We start from the raw sequence: 22832 nt of genomic DNA, 5'->3' as shown, positions 1-22832 counted from the left end.
ATAGTGCGTAAGTCCTATTATATATCTTTTAATTACACTATTTACTTAAATTTACTTATTCTGCCAACTTAATTGAACTATAAGATTACGGCAAAATTCCATTAACGGCAGATATAAAAAAGCCTTGTAGTCTCTCCCAAAACTACAAGGCTTAGCGGCTGTAAGTTTCCTCTTTCACTTACTTCACTGTAAGTTCGCTGTCTGGTGACATTCTTGTTCTTATTATGCGATTTATACCCAACTTTCCGTGTTGAGTTCTTTTGTGTGACCAATCTTCTCAAAAACCGAGTAAAAGCTCCATGCGCCAATTTCCTGAATCCATGTAAGCATTTACCTACAACAGTTATTTATTTTTTGCCAATAGATTGTTGCATTGTTCAAGTATTTTTTCGCTTAAGCCACTCTTTCGTGTGGTTCTGACGCATAGCGCTTGTGTAAACGCGTCGCGATCTACCAGTAAGCTCACAACTTTTTTGGCCCGGGTAATCGCTGTATAAATCAGTTCCTTACTCAGCAAATTTTTGGCCTGTTGATCGAGTACTACAGCCGTATGAGTAAATTCTGAACCTTGCGATTTATGAATCGTCAAAGCAAATGCCGTTTCGATACTTTTCGGTAAGCGGGTCGCCAGCACCCATTTTTCTAAGCTCGGGAAATACACTTCAAATTGTGACTGTCCTTCTTGTTCTCTCCAGAAACAGATGCCAATATCACCATTGGACAGACCCAGCTGATAATCGTTATAAGTCATCATCACTGGTCGACCGGTATACCAGTCGCCCTGTTTTAACTTGCCTACACTGGCCAGAAAACGCTGTTCAATCTGCTGATTGATTTTATTCAAGCCCAGATCACCATGCCGGATTGCGGTGAGAATCCGGTAATGATCAAAGTACTGAATTGCCTGCTGTACATATTGCTCGAAACCAGCCTGATCCTGAGCCAGCTTGATCGCGTCTGCATAAGCCTGATAGCCATACATCAGTTGATCATAATATGGGTCTAACTGTAGACCTGTAGTTGGGTTTATTTCTGACAAATATTGCAGTTGCAGCTGGTCAATTTCCACTTGGTCCAGTGCAATTGCTTGCAGCTCACTCGCAGTAACTACTTGTTGTTCAAACTGGTTTAAAACTGATGCTGGAACATGCTCCTGCTGGATAAAGTGTGCCATCGCTCCAATCCGGGCGCCTGAAGCAAAACGGCGCGTCGTGATTAAATTCACTCGGTTATCCGCCAAAACAGAAGTCTGCTGTAAATCTGCCAGTACAGTGCCGACATCCACCGAGGCCAGCTGATCTGCATCGCCTAATAAAATTAAGCGGGCTGAATCTGGCACTGCAGCAAGAAGCATCTGCGACAGGCTTAAGTCCAACATGGATGCTTCATCAACCACGATCACATCATAGGGTAAAGGCTGCTTGGCATGAAACCGTGGGCGTCCCAACCGCCCCAAGCCCAGTAAGCGGTGCAAAGTAACGGGTTGAACCTGCTTTAAAGCCTCCAGTTCAAAAGCTTGTAACTTTTCACTATGTAAAGCTTTCTGCAAGGCTTCTTGCATTCGCTGCGCAGCTTTACCCGTCGGAGCGGCCATCGCAATCCGGATATTAGGCAAGGCTTCATGCAGTACCGCAATCATATGTGCCAAGGTATAGGTCTTACCGGTTCCTGGCCCACCAGTAATAATATTCAGTCCCTGCTTGGCGACCATTTCCAGCGCTTGCTTTTGCTGTGGATCTGTCAGGAGGTTATGATCACGCTCACTTAAATTTACTGGTGTGATGGCTTGTGACTTGATCCGGGCGATCTCTGTAGCGACTGCCTGCTCCAGCTGCCAGTAGCGGTATAAATACAACTGCTGGTTTTCAAAAATAAAAGGTGCAATGCCTTGAGCCTGCTGGCTACGATCCAATACCAAATGATGCAATAGAGCTTTTTGCTCAGCACTGGCCGGAATACAACTATTGCCCTCCTGCATCGCTTCAAGGAGCTGCTGAATCAGCAATTTTGCGGCAGCATCAAAGGTCGCCGAACTGAACGATGGCTGACATAGATAGTCAATCCAGGCCATTAAATGGGCTGATTGCTGAGACACGTGAATTTGCTCATTTTCCACACAGTTATCCTCAAAGTTATCCACAGGATAATCTTCTGTTTAAACTCTTAAAATTTTATAAATCATCAAAATTATGCTGATTTTTTCTGCTCAAAATAGCCCAGAATTTCATCCAGTTTCAGAATAAATTCCAGACCGGGCTGCCAGTGATAAGCACCCTGTTCAGCCTGGCCATTCATACCGCGCAAATACAGATAAGTCGCCCCACCCAGATGCTGCCGCATGTCATACCCCTGCATGTTCACGCTTAGATAACGATGCAATGCCACCAGATATAAGGCCGCTTGCAGCCAGTAACTGGAGTGAGTCATATTCTGCTGGATGGCCTCGGCCGTGTAATGCTGCTGATCCGGCCCGAGAAAATTGCTTTTATAATCGGCAATATGATAGCGCTGGCCATCAAAATAAACCAAATCGATAGAACCGGTCAGATAGCGTGCTGATTTTACCTCATTAAAATCAGGCATGAGAATATCATGCTCGGCAAACAGTTGCTGGATCTGACGAATCTGTAACGGCACATCGGTTAAAGACAGGTAAAACGGGAATTCAGACAAATAAGTACCTTGCTGCAACTGCTCCAGGCTGAACTCTGCCTGTAGGGGTGCAGCCAGAATTTCTTTGAGCCAGTCATGAACCCGATTGAGCAGAAGATCTTCAATCATCTCATCAATGAAATGATCGAATGCCTGCTGAAAAACGGTTTCTACATCCAGTTCTGCTGCTGTCTCAGCAGGCGTCATCTGCGCCATTTCCTGTTCGAAAAACTGGATAAAAGGCTCATCATCCAGTTCTGTAACATAGCGCTGAAACTGCCCTAAGAAGTTCAACCATTCAGAGTGATCGAATGTTTGAGCGGAACGGAAAAACTGCTGCCATTCCTGACGATAAGCTTCACTCTGATCATGCAGGCGAATTCCGGTCAGGATTTTATAATTCAGGCTGGAGAGTACTTTTTGCATACTCTGCTGCAATTTCTCCGGCTGCATTTGACCTTGACGGGCCACCTGACTAAACAGGGTCTGTAAATTCACACAGGCCGTCTGATAGCCCCGAGTAAATGCCTGCTGTAACAATGGACGAACATGAAAGGCCTGATGAAATTTCTCTTTCAGTTCCTGCCAGATTTGTGGCGCCGTATTTTTAAAACGGCGGCGGATTTCCAGATTCCAGTAACTGCGATCCTGAAAATCGATATGCTCAAAAATACTGTGCAGGAAGGTTCCGGCTACCGTGCCTTTTGGAAAATTCAGCCTGATCCAGTCCAGTGGCTGACTGGCTATCTGCTGTTCCAGTTCCAGCAGATTCATTTCATCTGCGGCACTGTCCGGACGTTCAGAAGCGATGACCAGATCATCCTGCAATATCGCCTGATGCGGGAGATGCTGTGACAGCGCGGTAAAGCTGGTTTTAGTCCGTGGATAGAACTGTCGCTCCGGTAAAGGATGAGCCTGCATCTGTAACGGTGCTTCTGTCTGTTTTGCCACAATTCTAGGCGGCTCAGAAGCCAGAGGTTGTTCCAGCAGACTTAGGGCATGCTGAAAGGCCGCCTCACCTTGTCCACGCCAGAATGCCAGTCCTGAATCCGCCTGTCCGCTCTGATCTTGCAGCATGGCATAAACCCGGTGACTGGCCCGGGTCAGTGCCACATACCAAAGCCGGTGATTTTCTGCGGCATTACGGGCCGCATTTTGCAAAATCGCCTGCTCATGCAAGTCCTTATGATTAACTGCAATCACCCGGGATTGTTCCAGTACATTTTCCGCGGCTGACAGGGAAAAGTTCAGATTTCCTTTATTCACATCAAAAGGTGCATCGGCACCTAACAGGAACACCACTTTAAATTCCAGACCTTTGGAAGCATGGATGGTTAAGAGCTGTACCCCATGATCGCCAGAGAGTTTTCGCTCTTTTTCGTTATCCTTGCCTGAAGGTGATTGCAACTGACGCAAATACCAGTGATACAGCTTTTGAGCACCCTGATAATATTCACTTTGCTGACACAGGATCTCGGTTAGGTGACGTAAATTCACCACTACCCGTTCATTGTCCAGGCTCTGGCTTGCAACCAGATTGGTCCAGACCTGAAACAGATTTAAAGCATAATTCCAGGCCGTCAGAAACCCTTTTTCAAACCACATTTCCCGGATAGCATCAAAGTCGGCAATATAATGGCTCAGACCTTCGCTCTGCTCTTGCAGTTCGATTAACTTTTTCAGGTTAAAGCCCAATAAACGGGTCAATAAAGCACGTTTGACTTTGGCTTCGTTAAAAGGCTCCATGATCGCGGTCAGAACAGCTGCAACATCCTGAGCCACCGGACTGGCAAAGACGCTCTGCTTAGATTCCTTATAACAGGGAATCCCCATGCGTTGCAGACGCTGCTTGACCTGTTCCAGCGCATAATGGCCAAAACTGAGAACTGCAATATCATCCGCTTTTAAGTGCTGAACGTTGTCACCCTGCTGGAAATACAGGTGCTGCTGTTCAGACTGATTCAATAACTGGCGGATTTTCCAGACCACCTGATCCGCTTCAACATCCTGTTCACCGAGTTGAATCCAGCGCAGTGGATGCGGATTGCTCAGCGTTTTATCGATTAAATCCGGATGTGGCCGGCTCCCCGCCTGAATCAGGGTGTAATGCACCTGTTCACCAAAATCCATCTGGCGTTGAAACAACGCGTCCACCACCTCGACCAGAGGTTTTACCGAGCGATGGTTTTGGATCAAGGTATATTCACGGCCCTGCTTTTGCAGCACATCGGCACGCGCCTTGTTATAGGTCAGCATGTCGCCGCCACGGAAACCGTAAATCGCCTGTTTCGGATCGCCCACCATGATCATACAGCCGGCTTTGACCCGGTTCGGATCACGCCAGACTTTAGCCAGCAGATCATCCTGATCCTGGTTGGTATCCTGAAATTCATCCACCAGAATGAGTGGATAGCGTGCCTGTACAAACTGGGCAAAGCGTTGACCTTGCTGTCCCTGTAAAGCTTCAGCCAAGGTTCGAATCTGTTGGGAAAATGTGGTTTCACCCTGTTTTTGCAAGGTTTGCGGCAGACGGTTCTGCACACTGCGAATAATATGATATTCAAGATAGGTGGTCAGCTGCTTCAACTGTGCATCCATCTTCTCTTTGACTTCGCACAATCCATCAATGGCCTGAATCAGGCTATGTTGCAGAATCTGCTGCTGCTCTGCTTCCGGACAGCTTTTGTTAAACACTTGAGTCGTCGGCTGAAAATCGGTTTTCTTACGGCGCAAATAACACAGATTCAATAAGATCGCATGCAGTTCTGGATCAAAAAAGCTCATCACACCTTTGGTTTTCAGTGCCGCCATCCAGGTCATAAAGTTTTCACAAACGTCACTTAATCTGGTCAAAAAACTCTTATGAAAATACTTCGGAGAATTCTGGCAATACTCCCGAATGATCTTAATTTCATGTTCATGTACATCGAACAGACGCTGAATGCAGTGCTCTAGTTCAGTCAGATCCCATTCGACTTTTTCTACCTTCTGAAAGTATTGCACACGGAAATTTAGAGCATCACGAACTAGTCCAGTATAATGTTCTACTGGTTTCAACAGGTTTTGCAGATATAGATGATTGATCATATATTGCGGCTGCTGCTGGATCCATTCCCGCAACACATCATGAATCAGTTGCTGGATATACAGATCCTGATCTTCAGTCAGTTCAGCCCGTTCAATCTTGCCGCTTTCAAAAGCAAATTCACGTAATAATTTCTGGCTAAAGCTGTCCAGTGTCCCGACAAACAGCTCATCTAGCTGGTTCAGTACCAGACGTAAACGGCGCCGGGCATAATCCATGCGTGAGCCATAATCTTTTAATACCTGCTGAAATAGTGGATCCGATTCAGCCTGGATTTTGGCGGTGATTTCGACCGAATTCAGCTCCTGATGACGCTGAATGAAGGCCAGCGTTTCCTCGACTCTGAGACGTACCCGGTTTTTCAGTTCAGCTGTAGCCTTACGGGTAAAGGTTGTGGCAATGACCTGATGCGGATAATACTGATCCAGAAAAATCCGTACCATCAAACTGGATAAGGTATAGGTTTTACCGGTCCCCGCGGAAGCTTCAATCCAGTGCAGGCCGCTAAAGCGCATGTCCTGAATCGGATTGGTTGAAATCTTTTTGTTCTGGTTGGGTAACATGGTCATTATTCTTTTATCCATTCCAGATGTTCATGAATCGGCGCATATAGCGCATGGGCAAAATCATGGCAACAGCGTTGCAAGGCCAGATCCGGGTCCTGATCCTGCAAAATAAACTGCCAGTCCTGATGCAGCTGGCTGGATTCATCGCTGGCCAAAGGCTTGGCACTTTCATAGCTGTTGTTCCAGGCCTTTAGCAGTTCCTGCATCTCGGCAATAGTGATCTGCCCCTGTTCATTTTCAGTCCATTCCCAGGCCTTTTTCATCAGCAATTCGGCAGGCAATACCAGCGGCTGGGTCTGTCCCACTTCCCAAGCTTTCAGCCAGGCCTGTAAATGATGACGTGCCTGACTAGAACGCAGTCCGGAGAATTTCAGGGTTTTATTACTGAAAATGACAATCCGTTCCAGCTGCGGCGACAGTTCATCATTATTCAGATAGGCCAGCCAGAGCAGATATTCCAGCCAGACCTGTGCCCGACGTTTTTCCGAAGCGGAGGAAGACTGCATACTCAGCCAGTAACTGCTGTGCGGCACTTGCGGCAAGGTAATATGAATCAGCAATTCAGGGTTATATTGCCAAGTTTGCTGCGTTACAGGTGTCAGCTCTTTATTCAGCTGCAATAAACGTTCTTTTAGCGATTGCTGTTCCTGCTGACTGCTGAGCCAGGTCGCTTCCTGAGTTTTTCCGACCGGTAAGCGGTCCAACATCAGCTGTGGCTCAATCTCTTGATCCTGTTGTAATAGGAAATCACGGACCTGATACTGTTCCAGTTTATTCAGCAATAAGGGTTCTCGTGAACTTGGCAGATCGGCATATCTCACACTGGAAACACCGATACTTTTCAGGAATAGACGTGCTGGGAAAATCATGTCACGAATCCACTCATCCCCTTTCAGCACCCGGATTTCTTTCTGCATCAAGGCCGGATAATGGGCATTGATCCAGCTGCTGCGCTTGCCCTCTGCACTGCGAATATATTCTGCTACAGCAAACCACTGGGTCTGATAACGTGGAGTATGAGATTCGACGTAACCGATCGGATCGAACGGCTGTAGTGGATGCACATGATAGAGCTGACGGATATGCTTGGCCACGCTCAAACCATTCATCTCAACCGTTTCATCGACTTCAGCATCGGGCTGGTCTGACTGGCAAATCAAGGCAATATGCTGGATCAGTTCCTGCAATGAAGTGGATGGATCACGCGCTTCACCATCATCAACATCAAAGCCATTATAGAACAGCCATAAATTGTCCTGTGCCAGTAGCAATGCATCCAGAAAAGCGCCTTGGTCATCATCCAGACGGGAACGATCCCCTAGTTGCGGCTTCAAACTGTTCATCAGGTCAAATGGCACCTGCTGCTTCCGGCTCGGAAATTTACCGGTATCTAGATTCAGCATCACCACCAGTTTATATGGCAACGGACGGATCTGGCCGATTTGACTAAAGGTAATTTGTCCGGTCGGCTCGGCCTGATCCAGTTGCATCTCCAGCGTATTCTGAATTTCTTCCAGTACATAAGGCAATGGCAGACTTAAGGCGACCAGCTCCTGGCTGGCCTGCGGATCATCCTGATCATGGTAATCGGCCAACGTCAGCATCCGCATCTGCTTGTCAATGATTTCTGCGACCGTCTTTAAGGACTCGACGCCGGCTTCACGGAACTCATTCAAGTCTTCACGCAGATATTCCAGCCAAGTTTTTACCGGGGTACGTTGTTCCTGTTCATGCAAAATCAGCCAGTCACGGCGCTGTACCAGATCCTGATAAATCTGGATTAAAGTCGAGATGAGAGGGAAATCACTACTCAAGACCCGAGCATAGCTTAAGGTATCCTGAAACAGGGCATGTTCCGGAACTGCAAGTCCGAGTGCCAGCCGATCCAATGCAAATTTAAAACTGAAGCGATAGTCTTCATCGCCTGCGGTCAGGCTTTGCTGTAAATGCTGCTGATCCAGACCGCGTTTAAAGCCCGCTTCACCCAGTAACTGCAACATGCGCTCAACTTGCGCGTAGTCCAGCGCATATAGTTGCTGGGTCGCATTCAGGCTGAGCCAGTCGGCAAAATCTTCGATACTGAAACGTCGATGCACCAGCTGAATCCGGCCCAGTACCGCGCGCCAGGCATTGCTGACATCGAGTCGGGATACCCCGGCAATCTGAATCGGTAAATATAGATTATCTTTTTGCAGACGCTGGCTATTGCCTTCCCGTTCTCGTGGCGGCGGTGCAAAGACACTCCGAATCGCCGGTTCCAGCTCTTTCAGATTCGGGGCCAGTACCAGAATATCGCTCGGCTGCCGTGGGGCATCTTCGGTACCTTGGGCCAGCCAGTGAATCATCTGTTCTTTTAAAACTTCCAGCTGGCGCAGTGAGGAATGACAGACATGAATTTGTACCGAATCATCATCTGGTTTGAGCGGATACTGGTGTTTTTCTGGTTCCAGCAGGTACAGAATATCCGACTGGATTTTGGCCAGTAACTTGTCTTGATACTCATCCACGAAAGCATCGGCCCAGAGACCTTCTTCACCCGAAGACAGTTTGGACAATAACGAGAAATGATCACGTGCCTGCTTGCCAAAGCGGGTCAGCAAGGGATGACGCGATTCCCGGTCTTCGGCATTAAAGTTCAGCTGAAAGGCTGCAAAGAAATGCTGGATTTCGGTATCAGTCGGCAAACGTCCCTGAGATTTTTCAAATTTCTTGATGAAACGTTCCTGCACGCCAAGGTCATAACGTGCTTTCCAGTCCGGATCGACACTATCGGCCCAGTATTCCTGTGAAGGGTTAAAGTGGAAAATATAAATATCGATGTATTGACCGAGACGGCGCAAGAAATCCAGCTGACTCGGTGGCAATTCTAGCAAGGTAAAGACCACGACCTGTTGTGGTAAGCGTTTTAAAGCCTGTGCCTGGGTATCTTCATTCTCCAAACGTTCCCAGTACATCTGTTCGATGTCCAGAATCTTGGCATAATCGTCCTGAAAGACATGCTGCCACAACCAGCGTTGCCAGGCTTCCAGTTCGCGTGCCTGAATCTTGACGAAGTCCGCCACCGGAATTTCATAGCCATTTTCATCTTTAGGAATATAGATCATCTGCTCAAGATCGAGCGCGATATCCTGTCCCCAGGACGCTAGCCAGTTGGTCGGACAACGGCATTCCTGTGGCGGGCAATTCCGCGCACAATAGCCACGATAGTCCATATAATGACTAAACAGGCGCGAGACCTGTTCAGATACCCAGTACAGCATGCTCTGTTTTTTCAGCTGCTTCTCTGTACCCTGCTCCAGACGATCTGCACTGTCATAAATCCGCTTGATAATCGAATACAGCGGATGATCGATCTCTAATGGAATCTGCTCAGGCAAAATACATTTACGTAGTGCCTGAAATACCCGCCATTTAATAATAATTCGGGGAATATTGGCTTCACGGACTTGTTCGACTTCTTTTGGATTATTTAGCACCCACTGATAGGAAGTCCACTGAAAGGCACGGATCCGGTGATGAAACTGGGTATTGGCACTGATGCCCTTTTTCTCAGCAATTTTCTGGGTGAGCCAGGCCTCTACTGCAGGAGACGGTACAATAAAATGCCGCGGCTGTAACACGGCCAAGGGATTTTTTGCGCTCTGGTTGACGATACGCAGCATACTATCCAAAAGCACATCAATGCGTTGACTCTGAATAACATGAATTGCCATCGTTTCCCCTGAAAAATGAGATGGAGCAGTACTACAAAATGATAAAGATTATTTACTATACTTACTGAACTGTCTATGTCACTTTAAAACTCATACTTCAGTCAAAAAAGTTCTTTGAAAAAAGCATCTTATTGATGTTTGAACAGAAAAAACAACATCTAGCTTTAGGTAATGCCCATGAAATTAGACAAAATTCCAGATCGTATCGATCCAAGTTTAGATTTAGACAGAATTCGCAACGAGTGCTTAGAGCTAACCAAAAAACGTGCCTATTATTCTGCCGGAGCAGCTGTGATTCCGGTGCCATTTCTGGACGTGGTCATTGATGTCGGCATTCTGTCGCAACTGATTCCGGAGATCAATGCCCGCTTTGGTCTAGCCCCTGAACAGATCAGTGTGTTTGATCCTGCAACCAAGCAGGTGCACTGGAATGAACTGCGTAAACGCGGAATCGAGTTTTCCGGTCTGGTGGTGGCACGCACAGCAGTCAAAAAATCTTTGAACAATGTTGCAGCGAAAGTGATCACAAAGCAAGTCACAAAATTCATTCCACTCGGTGGTCAACTGGTAGCCGCGAGCCTCGGTTATTTTGTGATGAAAAAAATTGCTGAAGCGCATGTGGAAGATTGCTATCGCACAGCAAAAAATATTCAGCAAAAACAGATTGCTCAAAGCAAATAAATTGCCCGCCCCATTTTTTATCCTCAAAATTTTCATAATTCAGGCAGATTAATCTGCCTGAAGCTGCTTTAAAATTGTTTTTAAAATTTCGACCCGAGCGGTGTTTTTATCATCAGTGGCGATAATGTGCCATGGTGCCTGTTCTGTCGACGTACGTTCAAACATGTCGGCGGCCGCTTTTAAATAATCCTCCCAACGTTCCCGGTTACGCCAGTCTTCATCGGTGATTTTAAAACGCTTATGTGGAGTATCTTCACGCGCCTTGAAACGGGCGGCCTGCTCTTCCTGGGAAATCGCCAGCCAAAATTTAATAATTACGGTTTGATGGTTAATCAGGCTCTGTTCAAATCGGTTAATTTCATCATAGGCCCGCTGCCATTCTGCCGGACTGGCAAAGCCTTCTACCCGTTCTACCAGCACCCGACCATACCAAGAACGGTCAAAAATACAGATATCATCATCAGTTTGCAGCTTGTTCCAGAAACGCCATAAATAAGGTCGATTCAGTTCATATTTTTCCGGCGCCCCGATGGTCTGGATTTCATATTCACGTGGATCCAGCTTTTTCACAATCCGCTTGATCGCTCCGCCCTTGCCTGCTGCATCCATCCCTTCAAACAGTAAAATCACATTGCGTGGGTCTGAGCGCAGCGCCTTGGCCACCTGAGGAGACAGTTTTTTCAGTTCCGCCTTATAGTGCTCTGTCTTGGCAAGCTCTTGCGAAGGATGCTGCAATAATTCTGGAATTTTGGCTTGCTTCCATCGTCCCTCGGCTCGAACCGGATGATTAGGACAATGTTTTAAAGACTGCAAAATATGCTGCGCAAACTGCTGGTCACGCCGTTTTTCATCTTCCCCATCAATGATCAGCCAGTCTTCGTCTTTAGTAAACCGCTCTCGCAAACACTGCACGGTGTCGTACTTTTTTTTGTCGCGCCAGTCCAGGCCATGCAGTTTGTGCCATTGCATTTCACTCGGATCAATCTGATCCAGGCGTTTTTGTAGCGTTTTCCAGGGCAAATCAAACCAGACCTTGACCACATCAACATAGTTATTTTTCAGATCCTGCTCAAAGGTACGCATATCCTCCAGATAGGCATCAAACTGGGCATCATCAATGGCACTGGTCTGCATGGTGGTTCTGAGCAGATCGCTGTACCAGTTACCAAACAAGACCATGATCTGGCCCTGGGCAGGAATAAACCGTGTATAGGGTTGCCAGAAGGTCTGTTTTTCTCCTAATACTTGCGGCTGATCGGCCTTTACCTGCAAATAACGAGGATCTACCCATTTACGTAACTGTTTGACTGCTTCACCCTTACCTGCCAATTCGATTCCATTGACCAGAACAATCAGGCTTTTGCCATTTTTCTGACCTTGGGTTTTCCTTAGATCATACTGGGCATTGATCAGCGCAAGGGATAGCTTGTCTTCATCCATTAACTGGAAACTTTGTTCTTCTGTACGCATGGAGATCCCTCATCTTTTATTCTTGTGGGCAGTATAGCGAGGAGTTTGAAGGCAAAAATAGCGTTAGCAACGTTTTTCACACGATTAGATTGTCTGTTTAAACAGCAAATTGACATTCAAATAAGGAATCATTGATCAATTTGTCATAGCGAGATTGCGCCACACCCTCTAAGATTCTGAGATCGAAAAATCATATTTGAAAATACATGTCCAAACTTGCCCGATTAGATGAACTCTTAGAACAGTATTATCAGCTGAAGTATCACACTCAGCCTGAAATTTTAAGCCGTTTACAGGATGTGCAGGCATGGCAAAAGGCACGGATGCAGCGCAGCCATCATCAGCATTTTTCTGAAAAAAATAACCAGCTGATGGCCGAATATTTCCTGAATCGGCTCTATGGCGGCCCAGACTTTGACGCACTGGCCGAACAGATTGCCCGACTGATGAAATATGCGCACAAGGCAGAAAAAATGATTCCGGAAAATGCCCTGAAAACCGGAACCTCAGGCGTAGAACTGGCGATCTTGGCCGTGCAACTGGATGAACAGGTCGCAATCCAGCTTTTAGAGGATTATCCTGCCAACACACCACTGACCGATGAAATGATGCGCGTGACCTATCTGAAACTGGATCAGGGGGAAGCACGCTTGAAACAGCTGGCATTGCTGGATCAGCTAGGTGTTAGCCTGGATAAATATATGCGTTCCTTTGTGGTTTATACCGCTTTCAAGATGTGTAAAGGTGCAGCCAATAAATATCATTTTCAGGTGATGTATGAGTTTATGCAGGACGGTTTCCAGGCCATGAAACCGTTAAAATCGGCAGAAAAATTCGTGCATGACTTTACTGCGATTGAACGTGGCATTATTGATAAGGTGCATTCAGGCGACCCAATGCCATTTCAATAATAGATTCCTTTCCCATCCATGATGAGGAAGGCTTGCGGTCCTGCCTGATCCTGATATTTTCGGGTTTGTATGGCAGGACATTGCCAGTGATAAATCATATGAATTATTCGATCACTGGCGGTGAAGATTTCCGCCCACATTCCTATTTTTCTGTATATTATTCATAACAATTGCATCATGATTGCTGAATAACATCCAAGAATCTGTCATTATGCAGGCAATGCAAGATTAACCCGATTGATATGTTAGGAGTGACTCCAATGTCGAATGAAAATCAAACGCCTACCCCTACACCCGAGTCGGCACAACAGACAGACAAAGTGAGCCCATTCTTAACCACTCCGCTTCCGCAAGGCGCTCCACAAGGTCAGCAACAATCTCTAGAACAACGCCTGACCGATACCCCTGTGACTGGAACTGTCCCTAAATATAACCTGCCACGCGGTGCCAATACCGGTAACGTCGGTCCAACCACACACTTCGGCTACAAGACCGTGAGCAGTGATGAAAAAGCCCAGAAAGTGGCTGAAGTATTCCATTCGGTGGCCAGCAAATACGATATCATGAATGACCTGATGTCATTCGGTATTCACCGTCTATGGAAACGTTTTGCGATTAATATGTCAGGTGTACGCCGTGGCCAGCATGTGCTGGATATTGCGGGCGGTACGGGTGACCTGGCCAAAGTATTTAGCCGTGAAGTGGGCCCTACCGGTCATGTAGTACTGTCTGATATTAACGAATCCATGCTGAATGTTGGCCGTGACCGTCTGATTGATGCCGGCTGTACCAATGTTGATTTCGTTCTGGCGAATGCAGAAACTCTAGAGCCATTTGCCGATAACAGCTTTGATCTGGTGACCATTTCGTTTGGTTTGCGTAACGTGACCGATAAAGATGCAGCACTGGCAGCCATGTATCGTGTGCTTAAGCCAGGCGGCCGTTTACTGATTCTGGAATTCTCTAAACCAGTCTTCGAGCCATTTTCAAAACTGTATGACCTGTATTCATTCACCGCTTTACCAATCATGGGCAAAATCGTGGCGAATGATTCAGAAAGCTATAAATACCTGGCTGAATCAATCCGTATGCATCCAGACCAACGTACTTTAAAAGGTATGATGGAAAATGCTGGCTTCCAGAACTGTGATTATCACAATCTGACCGGCGGTATCGTTGCCGTTCACCGTGGCTTCAAGCTTTAAGGGTTGTACCCAATATGTGGTCACTTCTCGCACTCGGTGCTGTTGAACGCCTGATTCATCATATGATTGATCTGGATGCGATTACCCGCATTCAGCTCAATGCTTTGGCTGGGAAAATGCTGCGGGTGGTCATTACTTCACCGCAGCTGTCCGTCGATGTCTTCTTTGATGAAGGCAAGGTTCGTCTGGAGCCAACGCCAACCGGTCATACTGAAGACTCTTCGATATTTGAACAGCGCCCTTATGAAGCCAATAGTGCTCAAACTCCTGAAGCAACGGCGACGCTGCAGGTGAGCAATGTCGTAGAGCTGCTTAAACTGCTGCTTGCTGATGAAGTCGGCAATATTCCATTGCAAGGTGACTATAAACTTCTGCAAGAAATCCAGCGCATCATGCAGCAGGCTGAGCCTGATCTGGCAGCTCATTTGAGTCCCTGGATTGGCCCTGCTCTGGCACATGAAATTGGCAAGTTGCAGCTGGCTCCGAAGCATTTAAAACGCACTTTACAAAGCCAGTTATTTTTTGCTGAAGATGCCCTGAAAGAAGATAGTGGTCTCTTTGCCCCGCGCTGGCAAATGGATGACCTGAATCAGGATACTCGCATCCTGAATCAGAATTTGGATCGCGTTGAAGCCAAAATCCGTCAGCTTCAGGCACAGATTGAATCTGACGATTCTACTGATCAGCCATTTACTCCAGCTACACCTCATATTCCTTCTCAATACTAGGTACACCGCTTTATGATTCCGCATGTTTCACGTCTACTCGAAATTTGGCGCATCGCCGCGCACTATAGACTCGACACGTTGTTTCCTGCGGAAGAACTTCCTGAAAAAGCCCGGCATATTTTATCTTTGATCCGTATGCATCCGGCAGCCTGGTCTAGCCGTGAGCGTAAGAATCCACTCAAGCTGAAACTGGCACTGGAAGAAATGGGACCGCTGGCAATCAAGCTGGGTCAGTTGCTTTCGACCCGTCGTGACCTGATTCCGCCTGAAGTGCTGCAACAACTGGTCCTGTTACAGGATCAGGTTAAGCCTTTTGATAATGATGTCGCCAAGATGCGTATTCAGGAATCATTAAAAGCGGATGTAAATACCCTGTTCGCCCGATTTGATGTTCAGCCACTGGCAGCTGCCTCGATTGCACAGGTGCATACCGCAGCCCTGCATGATGGCCGTGAAGTGGTGGTCAAAGTGACCCGTCCGAATATTCGCCAGCAGATCTTGCAGGATTTTGAAATTCTAAGCTGGCTGGGTGATTTTCTGGAAAAACGTCTGGAAGCAGCGCGTGCCCTGCATTTGTCAGAAATTATTCAGGACTATCGCCAGATCATTCTGAATGAGCTGGACCTGACTCTGGAAGCGGACAATACCCGCCGTATGCGTTACTACTTCACTGGCTCCAGCATGATGTATGTGCCTGAAGTCTATATGGACAGTAAGGACGTGCTGGTGGCAGAACGGATTACCGGTGTTCCGATTTCGGATATTGCCACCTTTGATGAACTGGGTATGGACCGTGCTGATCTGGCACGTAAAGGTCTGACGATTTTCTTTACTCAGGTGTTCCGCGACAACTTCTTCCATGCGGATATGCATCCGGGTAATGTCTTTGTTGAAACTATCAATCCGGCCAATCCGCGCTTTATTGCGCTGGACTGCGCGATTATGGGAGAGCTGTCCAAGCATGACCAGATGACCGTGGCACGTATGCTGCTGGCGGTCATGAACAGTGACTTCATGCAGCTGATTCAGATTGTGCATCAGGCCGGCTGGATTCCACCAGGTACCGATCAGGACGCACTAGCACGCGAAATGCGTCGTACCGTGGGTCCAATGGTCTCCAAGCCGATGCATGAACTGGATTTTGCCGGGATTCTGATTCAGGTCATGGACATCGCCCGTCGTTTCCATCTGGAAATCCCGCCACAACTGATGTTGTTACTGAAAACATTGGTACATGTGGAAGGCCTGGGAACAGATTTATATCCTGAACTGGATATCTGGAGTCTGGCGAAACCCATCCTCACCGATTGGGTCAAAGCCCAGATGAATCCGCAAAAGAATATCAAGGAACTCGGACAAAAAATCCCGGATCTGCTTTTGGGCGCGCAGGACCTACCGACCCTGATGATCGACAGCCTGAACGGTCTGAAAAACCAGTCCGCCTGGCATGCCAAGCAGCTTAATGAATTGCAAAGCATGCGCCTGCAAATGGAACATCAGCAAAAACGTAGCTGGATTTTTGGCAGCATCATGGCCATTCTGCTTTCGATTGCGATCATTTCACCATGGTTTGTGTCAGTGATTTTGATCGTACTGGCAAGCGTACTCGCAGTCTGGCGGATTGCAAAATAACTGAAATAACCTTCTTAAAAGACCTGACATTGTTCAGGTTTTTTTATTTTTCTCCTCCCCTATGACTCCTAAGTCACTTTAGGATACATCTTGCCATTGGGCTCTGTGACCAGATGCTTAAAATATGTCCTCATTGGTCAAATATGGGTTGAACCTTTATGCAGATTTTACAAAAACATGCGCCTGCTCTGAAAATCCGTGCTGGGCATCAGGCTCGTGAGCTGATTCTGAAAGAAGGTTTGCAACCCGAACAGGTCGATATTGTGCCGGGTGCTGCAGGTGGCCCCAAGGGTATTGGCATTCAGGGACTGGATCAGGCCATTTTTGGCGAGTTTTTCCCCCGTGCCCCTCAGCGTAGAACGCTAGTCGGTTCATCCATTGGCAGCTGGCGTTTTGCCAGTGTCGCGGCGTGGGGAGCCAAAGCAGGCACTGAACGTCTTGCCGACTTGTATACCCATCTATACTTTCACAAGAAAATGACCCGTAAGGAGGTCAGTGACGTTTGTCGTGGCATGCTGCTGGATCTGGTACAAGGCAAAGAAACCGATTTAGTGAATCATCCAGATTATCATCTGACGGTATTATCGATTAAAGCCCAGCACATTTTCCAAAGTGACAAGGCGCTCCCCCTACTCGCCTCTGTAGCTGGCATTGTGGGAACTACCGCTGTAGCGCGCAAACATAGTCGCCATTTTATGCAACGTGTGATCAGCCAGCCGAATACCGGTGAACAGTTTAAAATTGCCGATGATGGATTTACTACACATTATCATGCCCTGACTGAGCAAAGTGTTTTGTCATGGCTGATGGCTTCTGCTTCTATTCCGGGCGTGATGGCAGCGGTCAATAATATTCCGGATGCACCGCAAGGTTATTATCGTGATGGTGGCTTGATTGACTATCATATTGACCTGCCGTTTCAGAGCAAAGGCATCGTGCTGTATCCGCATTTTACTGACAGCATTACTCCTGGCTGGTTCGATAAGCTGTTTAAACGCACGGCAAGCCCGGAAAATCAGGCACGAACTTTGCTAATTTCTCCCTCTCAGGAATATCAGCAAAGTTTGCCTTTGGGTCGTTTACCGGATCGTAAGGACTTCACTTTGAAGGGTTTGGATCAAGCCCAGCGGATTCAGCTCTGGAAGCAATGTATTGCAGAAAGTCAGCGCTTGGGAGATGAATTTCTGGAACTAGTCGAGAAGCAGAATTTTGCCGATGTGATGCAAAGTCTGTAATGGGCGCAGTCTGTCCGAATTGTTTGTATAATTGCCTTAATTTTTTGAACTGTTGAGATTTATGCAGAAATTTTTAGTGATCCTGCAATATGCATGTATAGCCTTTGGACTTTATCTGATTTATAGCGTTAGCATGTCGCTGTATACCCAGCAATTTGAGCTGATGGAACTGGTGGCAGATATTGGTACCATTCTGATCTGTCTGGATTTGGGTGTGTTTTTATATACTAGTAAAGGCAAACAAGGCATCACCATGGAAGAGTATGCCAAACAGCTGGAACAACCACCGTCTAAACTGGTTTATGTGACACGTAAACTGGGACATCTGGGTATTTTATTGATTATTACCAGCTGGATTGTTCCGATTATTAATAGTTAATCCAAAATAAAAAACCTCCCGATGGGGAGGCTTTTTTTAAATTTCTTTGAGATGACAGGCTTTTAAAAATTGATATGTTGAATCATACAATTCACTCGGTCTGGTCCAATCATTATCATCTACATTCGGTAGGTAAATCACCACTCCTTGACGCGCACGAGTCAACAAAACACGATAAGTATTCAGTAGATATTTTTGCTTTTCCATCTGATTGATGTTCTGCCATTTTGTTCCTTTAAATGCTTGATAACACCAACCATCCTTAAAGTAAAAATTAATATCCCACGCAACACAGCAGTAATCTAATTCTAATCCTTGAACATCAAATTCTGTGGCGACATCTTCTAAGTAATATGAAGAACGTACATCAATTGTAGAATTCAAAAACCAATCAGATGGTGTGATTTTATTTTTAACATCAATCCCCTCTGCTTTGAGTCTTCTTGCGCCTGAGCTCGCAACCATGCCGTAACGCTCTGTCCCTTTAGCTTGTTGTTTTAGCCACGACTTGGCTCTTTCCAAGTTCCTTGTTAAAACAATTGGATAGGATTTTATAACTTGGCTATAAATATGTTGTGCTTTCGTCGCATCCCCATCTAAAATTGCTTGGACAAGTTCAGCAACTCTTTCACTTCTAAACGACCTTACTGATACCGCCAAATGTAAATCAGGTTCTTTATTACCATACTGAATTAAATGATGCTTTCGGCTTTGATCTTGTATATAGACACGATCCTCTAAAATTTTCTCAGAATAATAAATCTGCCATTCAGGATAATGCTGTTGTAAAGCATCTAACCATTCGATAACCCCTGCTTCTCCAGTGTTAATCTCTTGACCGCCACCGATCAAACAAATAATCACACACCAATCTGTGTGCCGATCCATTACCTCAATCAAAAATTGTGGTTCAGATTTATCAAAGCTCTGAATTCCCTTTTTTTGCTTCATAAAGTTAGAAACTTGTTCTTTGCGCCAAGCTCTTTGTGCCTCATCAAATACTACCACCTTTTCAATAGGAGCTTCTAATGACCTTAAGTACTCATCTCGAAAGTGATGGATATTTTGAATAAAAGCTTTTGCTTTTCTTTCAGCACTTGATCTGGTTTCAAGTTGACCTTCAGTTTTTGCTGTTTCGACTGTTTGTCGAATCAGCGCTTCCCTTAGCACATCAACAAGTGGGCCATTGCCCGAGAGAAAAACTGAATGTTCTGATTCGTCTTTTTTTAGTCGCTGGTTAGCAATATTCAGCCCTGCTAATGTTTTTCCAGCACCCGGTACTCCTGTAAGAAAACAAATTGCCTTATGTCGTTTTTCTTTTGTTGTTTCAATAATATGTTCAATACGTGCTGAAGTTATTTTTAAATTAATCGCCCCTGCATCACTTCTGGAAATATCTTCAACTTGATGTCCTTGATAAAGTGCTTTCGCTGCTTCAATGATTGTGGGTGTCGGTCTATAGCTGGCTTGATTCCACTCTTGGATATTAATGTCCATACCCACATCATAATGCGCAAGAGCCTGTAGAATCATTTGGTTTAAATTGTACTGATGACAACAAATGGGTGCTCCAAGATCATCTACATCCTCCCAAATGATCTCTTGTGTATCCGCTTCAGTAGCTATAAGAATTGGAATAATTTTTTTATCATGACTTTGTGAATGAAAATTCTTTAAATCCAAGCAATAATCAATCACCTGATTTTTTGCAGTTGTAGAGTAAAAACTTTCCCCAACCTTAAACTCAATAACAAAGATTAAATTACGAATAATCAGAATATTATCAGCACGCTTCCCCATTCGAGGAATGCTGTACTCAAAGTAAAGATGACCCTTTGCTATACCAACTAAATTTGCTTTTAAAATATCTATTTGTGCTAACCAAGCATTTTTCTGTAAATCTTCAAGTGCAAATTCATGATGCTGTGCCAAATTACCTAAGATTAAGTCATTTGAGCTAGATAAAAAATCTTGGATGGAACTTTGATAATAACTTCTTAGCATTTTTAGATTCTTTGAGATTTTTTAATATTGTCGATACGAAAAACCTCCCTTTTGGGAGGTTTTTCGTTTAGAGCCTAAAGATTATTTCGAACCTTTAATCCCGGCTTGAAGTAATAGTGCTCCTAAACCACCAATTTTATTTTCTTGTGGTTTAGCCGCTTGAGGTTTCTTGCCATGCGGGCGGTCACCTTGTGGACGTGCATGCTGTGGACGTTTGCCTTGTGGCTTGCGCTCACCGCGTTGCTCATTGTCACGACGTGGTTGACGTGGTGCTTTCGCTGGCGCTTCCGAACCTTCAGGACGCATCGACAGATTGACACGGTTACGTTCCACATCAACGTTCAGTACACGAACTTGTACGATTTGACCTGGTTTTACCACTTTATGCGGATCAGCCACAAATTCATTGGCTAATTCAGAAATATGTACCAAACCATCCTGATGTACACCAACATCCACGAAAGCACCGAAGTTAGTCACATTGGTGACTACGCCTTCCAGCTGCATGCCTTCAGTCAATTGAGCCACTTCAGTAATATCATCACGGAATTTTGCGGTACGGAATTCTGGACGCGGGTCACGGCCAGGTTTTTCCAGTTCAGCCAAAACGTCCTGAACGGTTGGCAGCCCGAATTTATCATCGACAAACTCTTCAGCATTGACCTGGCGAATGATTTCAGTATTGCCAATAATATCTTTTACAGTCGTTGCTTTCGCTTCAACAATTTTAGATACCAGTGGATAAGATTCAGGGTGAACTGCAGACGCATCTAATGGTTCTGAACCTTGCTGGATACGCAAGAAACCCGCTGCCTGTTCAAAAGTACGTTCACCTAGACGTGGCACTTTTTTCAGGTCCTGACGGTTGTCAAAACGGCCATTTTCCTTACGGAAGTCCACGATTTGCTGCGCGATTGATTTGTTCAGACCTGCGATATAACCCAAAATCGCAGCAGATGCAGTATTCACATCCACACCGACCGAGTTCACACAGTCTTCAACGACTGCTTCAAGAGTTTTTGCCAGACCGGTCTGGTTTACATCATGCTGGTACTGACCTACACCAATGGACTTAGGATCGATTTTCACCAGTTCTGCTAATGGATCTTGCAGACGGCGTGCAATTGATACTGCACCACGGATCGATACATCCAATTCAGGCAATTCCTGAGAAGCCAGTTCAGATGCTGAGTAAACAGAAGCTCCCGCTTCTGAAACAGAAACACGGGTCAATTTCAGGTCGCTATTTGCAGCCATCATTTCAGCAACCAATGCTTCAGTTTCACGGCTGGCCGTACCATTCCCGATTGCAATCAGGTCAACATTGAATTCGCGGCAAAGACGCGCCAATTCAGTCAGTGAACCTTCTTTATCATCTTTCGGTGCAAATGGGTAAATGGTGCTATGTGTCAGTACATCACCTGATTCATTCACCACTGCCAGTTTCACACCAGTACGGATACCAGGGTCTACACCCAGAGTTGTACGGGCACCTGCAGGCGCAGAAAGCAGTAAATGACGCAGGTTTTCAGCAAAGACCTGCATTGCTTCAGCTTCAGCAGCCAGACGTTTTTCAGTCAATAATGAATGTTCGATCGTTGGACGAACTTTACCAAGCCAGAACAGTTTCGCAGTTTGCTTTAAGAAATCCTGACGAGATTGCGGCTGAATGATATCCAGGTTGTATTCAGTTTCAATACGTGCCAATGGTGCATCATCTTCGCCATCTACTTTAAGGCCCAGTACATTTTCCTGACGGCCACGTAGCATTGCCAATAAGCGATGCGAAGGTACCTTGTTCAGATTTTCAGAGAAATCGAAGTAATCACGGAATTTTTTACCAACTTCTTTTTTCTCTTCGCTAGCGACCAGACTTTTCAGCACGGCAGTTTTAGCAAACATTGCTTTAAGCTCAGTGGTCAACGCAATATTCTGTGCCCAGTCATCAATCAGGATGTGCTGGATTGCATCGAGCTGGCTTTCCTGATCTGGATAATCTTCATGGCTAAAGCCCGCTAAAGCTTCTGCTGGATCCACGGCTTCAGTAAAGATTTTTTCTGCAATCGGACCTAAACCGGCTTCTTTGGCTTTAAACGATTTGCTGGTACGTTTTGGACGGTATGGTGCGTAAATTTCTTCTAGGGCATTTTTAGTTTCTGCCGCATTCACCCGTGCCAATAAATCATCAGATAATTTATTTTGTTCTTTTAGTGATTCGATTACCTTTTCACGGCGTTCATATAAATCACGCAAATACGATAAACGTGTATCGAGCTGGCGTAGTTGCGTATCGTCTAAGCCCTGCGTTACTTCTTTACGGTAACGTGCAATGAAAGGAACGCTGGCACCCTCATCAATCAGTTTGATGGCAGCTTCTACTTGATTTGGACGTACGGCAAGTTCTTTTGCCAACTGCTGAACTAAGTCAGTCATCGTGTTTGATCCCACAAGGATAAGTACTAAATGGCATGATTATAAAGACCAGGTCTATAAAATCCACCATTGTTTTTATTAATTTATATAAGCTTCAGATAACCGTATACGATCGTTTTCCAGTTTTTCCACTAAAGT

Annotated in this window: 13 protein-coding genes; 7 read left to right on the top strand and 6 right to left on the bottom strand. The window is 45.8% G+C overall.

All coding sequences use genetic code 11. The annotated features are described in order from the left end of the window. Positions 1-343: 343 nt before the first annotated feature. The 3 genes from recD to B3Q46_RS12000 all read right to left on the bottom strand — a co-directional run bounded on the left by recD (position 344) and on the right by B3Q46_RS12000 (position 10016). A complete protein-coding gene (recD, locus tag B3Q46_RS12010) occupies positions 344-2116 on the bottom strand; it encodes an exodeoxyribonuclease V subunit alpha (RefSeq protein ID WP_286715999.1) in 1773 nt (590 codons plus the stop codon). Between the two features lie 71 nt (positions 2117-2187). After that, positions 2188-6306, bottom strand: coding sequence for a UvrD-helicase domain-containing protein (locus tag B3Q46_RS12005; RefSeq protein WP_286715998.1), 4119 nt, complete (start codon positions 6304-6306; stop codon positions 2188-2190). Beyond that, positions 6306-10016, bottom strand: coding sequence for an exodeoxyribonuclease V subunit gamma (locus B3Q46_RS12000; RefSeq protein WP_005232486.1), 3711 nt, complete (start codon positions 10014-10016; stop codon positions 6306-6308). Before B3Q46_RS12000 ends, B3Q46_RS12005 begins: the two co-directional genes overlap by 1 nt. Positions 10017-10193: 177 nt before the next feature. Between B3Q46_RS12000 and B3Q46_RS11995 the strand changes: the two genes are divergently transcribed. Continuing rightward, positions 10194-10697 carry a hypothetical protein gene (locus B3Q46_RS11995; protein WP_004781723.1) on the top strand — a complete coding sequence of 168 codons (504 nt, stop codon included), beginning with the start codon at positions 10194-10196 and terminating at the stop codon, positions 10695-10697. Between the two features lie 48 nt (positions 10698-10745). Here the strand turns inward: B3Q46_RS11995 and B3Q46_RS11990 are convergent, their stop codons facing one another. Further along, the gene (locus tag B3Q46_RS11990; RefSeq protein ID WP_286715996.1) at positions 10746-12167 is read right to left on the bottom strand and encodes a polyphosphate:AMP phosphotransferase; all 1422 of its coding nucleotides are present in this window, start codon (positions 12165-12167) and stop codon (positions 10746-10748) included. A gap of 206 nt (positions 12168-12373) precedes the next feature. On the opposite strand from B3Q46_RS11990, the gene B3Q46_RS11985 reads away from it, so the two are divergent. The 6 genes from B3Q46_RS11985 (at position 12374) to B3Q46_RS11960 (ending at position 18257) form a co-directional block, all read left to right on the top strand. Further along, positions 12374-13078, top strand: coding sequence for an FFLEELY motif protein (locus B3Q46_RS11985; protein WP_005232490.1), 705 nt, complete (start codon positions 12374-12376; stop codon positions 13076-13078). Positions 13079-13338: 260 nt separating this feature from the next. After that, positions 13339-14283 carry a bifunctional demethylmenaquinone methyltransferase/2-methoxy-6-polyprenyl-1,4-benzoquinol methylase UbiE gene (gene ubiE / locus B3Q46_RS11980; protein WP_005232491.1) on the top strand — a complete coding sequence of 315 codons (945 nt, stop codon included), beginning with the start codon at positions 13339-13341 and terminating at the stop codon, positions 14281-14283. 14 nt (positions 14284-14297) lie between these two features. Next, on the top strand, positions 14298-15011 hold the full coding sequence (locus tag B3Q46_RS11975; protein ID WP_005232493.1) for a ubiquinone biosynthesis accessory factor UbiJ: 714 nt from the start codon (positions 14298-14300) through the stop codon (positions 15009-15011). Between the two features lie 12 nt (positions 15012-15023). After that, on the top strand, positions 15024-16643 hold the full coding sequence (locus tag B3Q46_RS11970; protein WP_286715991.1) for an ABC1 kinase family protein: 1620 nt from the start codon (positions 15024-15026) through the stop codon (positions 16641-16643). Between the two features lie 158 nt (positions 16644-16801). Next, on the top strand, positions 16802-17878 hold the full coding sequence (locus B3Q46_RS11965; protein WP_005232497.1) for a patatin-like phospholipase family protein: 1077 nt from the start codon (positions 16802-16804) through the stop codon (positions 17876-17878). Between the two features lie 61 nt (positions 17879-17939). Beyond that, positions 17940-18257: a hypothetical protein gene (locus B3Q46_RS11960; protein WP_004781714.1), complete on the top strand. Its 318-nt coding sequence runs from the start codon at positions 17940-17942 to the stop codon at positions 18255-18257. A gap of 36 nt (positions 18258-18293) precedes the next feature. Here B3Q46_RS11960 and B3Q46_RS11955 read toward each other — a convergent pair whose 3' ends face one another. Both B3Q46_RS11955 and B3Q46_RS11950 read right to left on the bottom strand, forming a co-directional pair. Continuing rightward, the gene (locus tag B3Q46_RS11955) at positions 18294-20261 is read right to left on the bottom strand and encodes a DUF2075 domain-containing protein (protein ID WP_286715987.1); all 1968 of its coding nucleotides are present in this window, start codon (positions 20259-20261) and stop codon (positions 18294-18296) included. A gap of 81 nt (positions 20262-20342) precedes the next feature. After that, on the bottom strand, positions 20343-22694 hold the full coding sequence (locus B3Q46_RS11950; RefSeq protein ID WP_286715984.1) for a Tex family protein: 2352 nt from the start codon (positions 22692-22694) through the stop codon (positions 20343-20345). Between the last annotated feature and the right edge of the window lie 138 nt (positions 22695-22832).

Source organism: Acinetobacter sp. UBA2581 (assembly GCF_002339435.1).
Classification (GTDB): Bacteria; Pseudomonadota; Gammaproteobacteria; order Pseudomonadales; family Moraxellaceae; genus Acinetobacter; species Acinetobacter variabilis.
Note: the sequence above shows the minus strand (reverse complement) of the source record. Positions and strands in the feature narration are given on the sequence as shown.

What these genes read in the sequence shown, in the direction of transcription:
- B3Q46_RS12005 (WP_286715998.1), bottom strand. Translation starts at nt 6,306, where the DNA reads ATGACCATGTTACCCAACCAGAACAAAAAGATTTCAACCAATCCGATT.
- B3Q46_RS12000 (WP_005232486.1), bottom strand. Translation starts at nt 10,016, where the DNA reads ATGGCAATTCATGTTATTCAGAGTCAACGCATTGATGTGCTTTTGGAT.
- B3Q46_RS11995 (WP_004781723.1), top strand. Translation starts at nt 10,194, where the DNA reads ATGAAATTAGACAAAATTCCAGATCGTATCGATCCAAGTTTAGATTTA.
- B3Q46_RS11990 (WP_286715996.1), bottom strand. Translation starts at nt 12,167, where the DNA reads ATGCGTACAGAAGAACAAAGTTTCCAGTTAATGGATGAAGACAAGCTA.
- B3Q46_RS11985 (WP_005232490.1), top strand. Translation starts at nt 12,374, where the DNA reads ATGTCCAAACTTGCCCGATTAGATGAACTCTTAGAACAGTATTATCAG.
- ubiE (WP_005232491.1), top strand. Translation starts at nt 13,339, where the DNA reads ATGTCGAATGAAAATCAAACGCCTACCCCTACACCCGAGTCGGCACAA.
- B3Q46_RS11975 (WP_005232493.1), top strand. Translation starts at nt 14,298, where the DNA reads ATGTGGTCACTTCTCGCACTCGGTGCTGTTGAACGCCTGATTCATCAT.
- B3Q46_RS11970 (WP_286715991.1), top strand. Translation starts at nt 15,024, where the DNA reads ATGATTCCGCATGTTTCACGTCTACTCGAAATTTGGCGCATCGCCGCG.
- B3Q46_RS11965 (WP_005232497.1), top strand. Translation starts at nt 16,802, where the DNA reads ATGCAGATTTTACAAAAACATGCGCCTGCTCTGAAAATCCGTGCTGGG.
- B3Q46_RS11960 (WP_004781714.1), top strand. Translation starts at nt 17,940, where the DNA reads ATGCAGAAATTTTTAGTGATCCTGCAATATGCATGTATAGCCTTTGGA.
- B3Q46_RS11955 (WP_286715987.1), bottom strand. Translation starts at nt 20,261, where the DNA reads ATGCTAAGAAGTTATTATCAAAGTTCCATCCAAGATTTTTTATCTAGC.
- B3Q46_RS11950 (WP_286715984.1), bottom strand. Translation starts at nt 22,694, where the DNA reads ATGACTGACTTAGTTCAGCAGTTGGCAAAAGAACTTGCCGTACGTCCA.